The organism is Mesorhizobium sp. M1E.F.Ca.ET.063.01.1.1, assembly GCF_003998155.1.
Classification (GTDB): domain Bacteria; phylum Pseudomonadota; class Alphaproteobacteria; order Rhizobiales; family Rhizobiaceae; genus Mesorhizobium.
This window is the reverse complement of record NZ_RZSC01000442.1, coordinates 1-4,918: the sequence shown is the minus strand read 5'-3', so window position 1 is coordinate 4,918 and position 4,918 is coordinate 1. Positions and strand designations below refer to the sequence as shown.

Annotated in this window: 7 protein-coding genes; 3 read left to right on the top strand and 4 right to left on the bottom strand. The window is 63.9% G+C overall.

Features of this window, described 5'->3' with window-relative positions; all coding sequences use genetic code 11:
* A partial coding sequence (locus EOA29_RS24920; protein WP_189478976.1) for a COX15/CtaA family protein occupies positions 1–278 on the bottom strand: 278 nt, incomplete at its 3' end.
* A gap of 152 nt (positions 279–430) precedes the next feature.
* Between EOA29_RS24920 and EOA29_RS24915 the strand changes: the two genes are divergently transcribed.
* Entirely contained in the window at positions 431–646 is a 216-nt protein-coding gene (locus EOA29_RS24915) for a DUF2842 domain-containing protein (protein WP_126094196.1), read from the top strand.
* Positions 647–655: 9 nt separating this feature from the next.
* Here the strand turns inward: EOA29_RS24915 and EOA29_RS24910 are convergent, their stop codons facing one another.
* A complete protein-coding gene (locus EOA29_RS24910; RefSeq protein WP_126094197.1) occupies positions 656–1,714 on the bottom strand; it encodes a polysaccharide deacetylase family protein in 1,059 nt (352 codons plus the stop codon).
* A gap of 90 nt (positions 1,715–1,804) precedes the next feature.
* Between EOA29_RS24910 and EOA29_RS24905 the strand changes: the two genes are divergently transcribed.
* Both EOA29_RS24905 and EOA29_RS24900 read left to right on the top strand, forming a co-directional pair.
* A complete protein-coding gene (locus EOA29_RS24905) occupies positions 1,805–3,034 on the top strand; it encodes a GNAT family N-acetyltransferase (RefSeq protein WP_127221752.1) in 1,230 nt (409 codons plus the stop codon).
* Positions 3,035–3,211: 177 nt separating this feature from the next.
* A complete protein-coding gene (locus EOA29_RS24900; RefSeq protein ID WP_126094199.1) occupies positions 3,212–3,448 on the top strand; it encodes a hypothetical protein in 237 nt (78 codons plus the stop codon).
* A gap of 35 nt (positions 3,449–3,483) precedes the next feature.
* Here the strand turns inward: EOA29_RS24900 and EOA29_RS24895 are convergent, their stop codons facing one another.
* Entirely contained in the window at positions 3,484–3,918 is a 435-nt protein-coding gene (locus EOA29_RS24895; protein ID WP_126094200.1) for a peptidylprolyl isomerase, read from the bottom strand.
* A gap of 288 nt (positions 3,919–4,206) precedes the next feature.
* A partial coding sequence (locus EOA29_RS24890; RefSeq protein ID WP_245468530.1) for a tyrosine-protein kinase family protein occupies positions 4,207–4,918 on the bottom strand: 712 nt, incomplete at its 5' end.

The window sequence follows — 4,918 nt, the reverse complement described above, 5'->3', positions numbered from 1 at the left end:
ATGCTCATGCCATCGTTGAGCTCGGCATATTGCGGGATCTGCTGGTAGCGCTGGAATTCTTCCTGCCACTCGGCATCGTTGAGCGGCGGGATGACGCCGTGGATCGGCTTCCACTCGGTGATCGACAGGCCGGAACCGGTGAGCCGGGTGGCGCCGCCGACCAGCACCAACGCGAACAGCACGAGCACTACGAAATAGAGCCAGCCGCGCACCAGTGCGCGGTTGCGGAGATCGCGGTCGCGGGCGGCGTATGGGGCCGTGGCGGTGATGGCGGCCATGGGACGGTTCCCGGCAATTGAAACGCGCGATTGGTGGACCATGACCGTCCCGGTGGCAAGGCCGCACAGCGCGGCACGCCGTCGCGCCGGTGAGCTATGGTTGCGCATGGCCGTCGTTCGGCCTAAGCGATGCGGGTCAACGGAACCGCGACATGCCCATTCGCCTGAAAAAGCTGATCGGAACCATCCTGCTGGTGGCTCTGGTCATCATCTATGCGCTGATCGCTTCGGCCGTCGCGGTCACCAGGCTCGCCGAATATGGCGCAACGGCGCATTTCCTGTTCTTCCTGTTCAGCGGCCTGCTCTGGGTGCTGCCGGCAATGGGCATCATCAAATGGCTGATCCTGGAGCCACCTCAGAAGGGCTGAACCGCCTTATCAGATCGTAACGACCATCTTGCCGGCATTGGCGAGCGGCGTGGTCACACCCGACAGCATCGTGCGGATATGGGCGACGCTCTGGTAGCGGCCGTTGACGGAGATGCGCGGCAGCGCATGCAGGAAGCCGGCATGCTCGGCTCTCAGCACGCCGTGCCGCGTCGTCACCGCAGAGACATAGCCGGCGTCTCGGGCAAAACCCACCTCGCGGCAGCCGACCGCGCTGGCATAGCCGTAGGGGTATGCGAAATGGCGCGGCTCCAGCCCGAGCCTTTCCTCGAGGATGCGCCGGACCTCACCGATCTCGTGGCGCGCGTCCGCCTCCGAAAGCCGCTTGAGGTTGCGGTGGTTGACGGTATGCGCGCCGATCGTCACCAGCGGATGCGCGGCCATCGCGCGGATCTCGTCCCAGCTCATAAGCGTGCCGGGACGGCTCTCGCCAAGTTCGATCCCGTTGGAACGCGCCAGTTCGCGCAGCGCGGCGCCCTGCTCTTCTTCAGGGACTTCAAGGGTCAACCAGGCATTCAGCCGTGCAATGACCTGAATCTTTCGGCCAGGCGTCGAGCAATCAACGACCGCCGATCCCCTCGCCGTCTTCAGCGTCAGGTGTGAGCTGGTGTCGACGATATCCTCGACGACGTCCCACCACAGGTCGACGGCACCGTCGATCAGGCCTGGCGCGACATAGATGGTGATCGGCGCGCCGTGCTTTTCCAGCACCGGCAGCGCCTCGGTCATGTTATCGCGATAGGCATCGTCGGCGGTGATGGTGGCAAACTGGCCGTGTTTGCCGCCCGCCTCGATGCGTTCGATCGCTTCATCAAGGGTAACAAAGGCATAGCCCCTTCCCTTCATGTCGGCGATCAGCTTGTCGAGGAAGGCTGGGGCGATGTTCAGGTGGCGATTGACGCTGTTCGGCTTCTCGGGCGTGGCGGTCACGCGATGCAGCATCAGGATGGCGCCGATGCCGCCGACGAACGGCTTCGCCAGCGGAGCGAGGCCGGTGTAGCGGGCAACGTTCAAGGCCAGTTTCCGGATCGCCTCGCCCCCGTCGATCATTCCTTCACCTTTTGCGCCTAGGCTCATCCAAGCACGACTTGCGCCTATGCGAACCCCAGGTTGCAACCAATACGTCTTAAGGATTGAGGGATGGTTGACGCCGCCGCGTCATTTGACGGCAATCGGGTCGCGGCCAATGAAGCGCCGGCGCGTGCGCCTGCCTCGAACCAGACCCGACTGACGGCGGCGGTGAGTGACGGCGCCGGCCTTGCCGATTACGCGCAATTCTGCGCTTCGGCGCTGTTTGCTCCGGCACAGAGCGCATCCTGGGTGCGCAACTGGGCGACCGAGACCAAGGCCGACATGGTGGTCGCCACGCTGAACGCCGAAGGCAGGCCGGTGCTTGTGCTGGCGCTCGAAGTCGTCCGGAGAGGCCTGTTCCAGGTCGCCCGTTTCGCCGGCGGACGTCACGCCAACGGGAATTTTCCCGCCGCCGACCAGCGGTCGCTGCAAAGGATCGACAGCTCGGCTATCCGTTCCCTACTCTCGGCAATCGCCAAGGCGCGGCCGGACATCGACCTTGTTGCGCTGGAGCGGCTGCGGCCCGATCTCGACGGCGTCGCCAATCCGCTCGCCGCGCTGCCCAATTTCCCGAGCCCGAACCTTGCGCTCGCGGTCGATCTCGACGGCGGCTTCGATGCGCTGCTCGCGCGCGCGAGCGGCAAGCGCAAGCGCAAGAAGCACCGTTCGCAGACGCGCAAATTCGAGGCCGTCGGCGGCTTCGGCCGCATCGAGGCGCGAAGCCGCGAAGAGGTCGACAGGCTGCTCGACGCCTTCTTCGACATGAAGGAAGTGCGCTTCGCCAAGATGGGCATAGCCAATGTGTTCGGCGGCGCGGAAGTGCGCGCCTTCTTCCGGGCGGTGTTTGCCGATGCGCTGGCCGAGCAAAGGCCTTCCTTTCTGCTGCATGGGCTGGAAGTGGCCGGGAAGCCTCGCGCCGTTACCGGCTCCAGCCGCTCGGGCAAGCGCCTGATCTGCGAGTTCGGCGCAATCGCCGAGGACGATCTCGCCTTCACCAGCCCGGGCGACTTCCTGTTCTTCGACAATATCCAGGAAGCCTGCGAGCTCGGCTTCGACGTCTACGATTTCTCGGTCGGCGACGAGCCCTACAAGCGGCTCTGGTGCGACATCGAGGTCCAGCATTTCGAGGTGCTCGCGCCGCTGACGCTCAAGGGCCGGGCGCTGGCGACGGGGTTGCGGCAAGGAGCGCGGGCAAAGGCGTTCATCAAGAACAACCCGACGGTCTGGAAGCTGACCAAGATGCTGCGCCGCAAGGCTGCCGGACAAGCGGCGCCCGCTGTTGCCGAGGACGACAGTTAAAGCGCGTCGCGCCGAACCGAATCAGGCGACGCGCTTCAAGTCTTTGTTTTGATGCATGTCTTTCGCCGTCGATCTCCCGGTTGATACGGGCAAACAGGTCGAGGTCGAGACCTTGAAGAGCCTTGGGCGGAACCTATCGCCAGCCGTGAGGTTTTCGCACTCAGAAGGAGAACGGCCATGGCCAAGTGCGACCAATGCGGCAATGACTACGACAAGGCATTCCAAGTGAGCCTGGGCGGGCAAACCTACACATTTGACAGCTTCGAGTGCGCGATCCACAAGCTCGCGCCGACCTGCCCTCATTGCAGGGTGCGGATCATGGGGCACGGCGTCGAGCAGGGCGATATCATATATTGCTGCGCGCATTGCGCCGAGCAGGAAGGGGCCAAAGCTCTGGTCGATCGCGCGCCTTGACGGTTCTGTATCCGCCGGGTGCCTTCCAGATCTAACTACGCCGCCTGAACGATCTCGACCAGTTCAACGTCAAACACCAGGTCCTTTCCAGCCAAAGGATGATTGCCGTCGAGCTTGACGCTGGAATCGTCCACGCCGACGACCGTTACTTGCATGGCACGCCCTTCGCGGGTGCGGGCCTGCAATTGGGTACCAACATCAACGTTGATGTTTTGCGGCACGCTGGCGCGGTCGATGGTTACGACCGCTTCGGGGCGATGGGGGCCATAGGCGGCGTCGGCGGGAACGGTAACGGTGCTTTTCGTGCCGACCTCCATGCCCTCGACATGCGTTTCGAGACCGGGAATTACCTGTCCTTCACCCAGCGTGAATTGCAGCGGTTCGCTGCCGGAAGAATCGAATTGAGTGCCGTCGACCAGACGTCCGGTATAGTTGATGCGTACAGTGTCGCCATTCTTGGCCTGTGTCATAGCAACCATCCTTTTGGGAGTTTGTGGGGGGACCGGCCTGGAGTTCACGGTCCCGCTATCGATCATCCACGCACGAAAAGTGCGCGGCGCGAAGAGCTAAACCTAGGGCCTCTGCTTCCGATGTAAAGTGCTGGGGCCGCCGAGAAAATGTCCGGGCTCGGCCTTGTACCTAAGGGCTGTCATACCCCGACACCGACTGAACCATGCTCGATTCGTCGCGGTCTCTTCCCGATACCTCAGGGCAATCGTTTAGCGGCGCGTGCAGAACAGCCCTGTTGGCGTTCAGCCTTATGCAGCCGAGCGACGTCCAGGCAACGGATTTCCAGGCTCATGGCCGACCGGCGTGACCAGGGTGACATCCGGATAGCCGTTCTCGATCAGTTTCACCGCGGCTTGCGTCACCTCTTCGTCGGCTTCGAGCATCGACAGGAAGACCTCCGTGCCGTCGCCGACGAGGCGGCTGATGCCCTGCGCATCGGCCGGGCCGCATTCGACCACCACGAGATCGTAGGCCGTTGTCAGCGACTGCATGATGATCGGCAGCCTGTCGGCGGCGCGCATAGCCTTGACCGGATCGGCGGTGCCGACAGGAATGACATGCGCGTCCGAATAGAGATCGGGGTGAATGACGTCGCTGAACTGCGCTTCGGACGCCAGAAGATTGGTGATACCGGGGAAAAGCCCGCTATCGAGCATCGGCCGCGATGCCGCGCCCGAAGCGGTGAGATCGAGCAGTAGCACGCGCAGTCCCGCATCCGACACTTCGCGCGCCACCAGTACGGCGGTAGCGGCGGCCTCGTCGCCTTCCGGCGAGACGAAGATGGCGCGCGCCGCACCCGAGCCGATCAGCTTTTCCGCCGCCCTGTCGACATCGATCTCCCCCAGCCTGGACCGCCACGGCTCAGGCGCTTCCGTCGCTACCGGGTCGTCAGGCGGTGCCGCCCTGGCGGCGCTCTGTCCGATCCGGTCGTCGGCGACCGAGTCGCCGCCGCCTGCATCC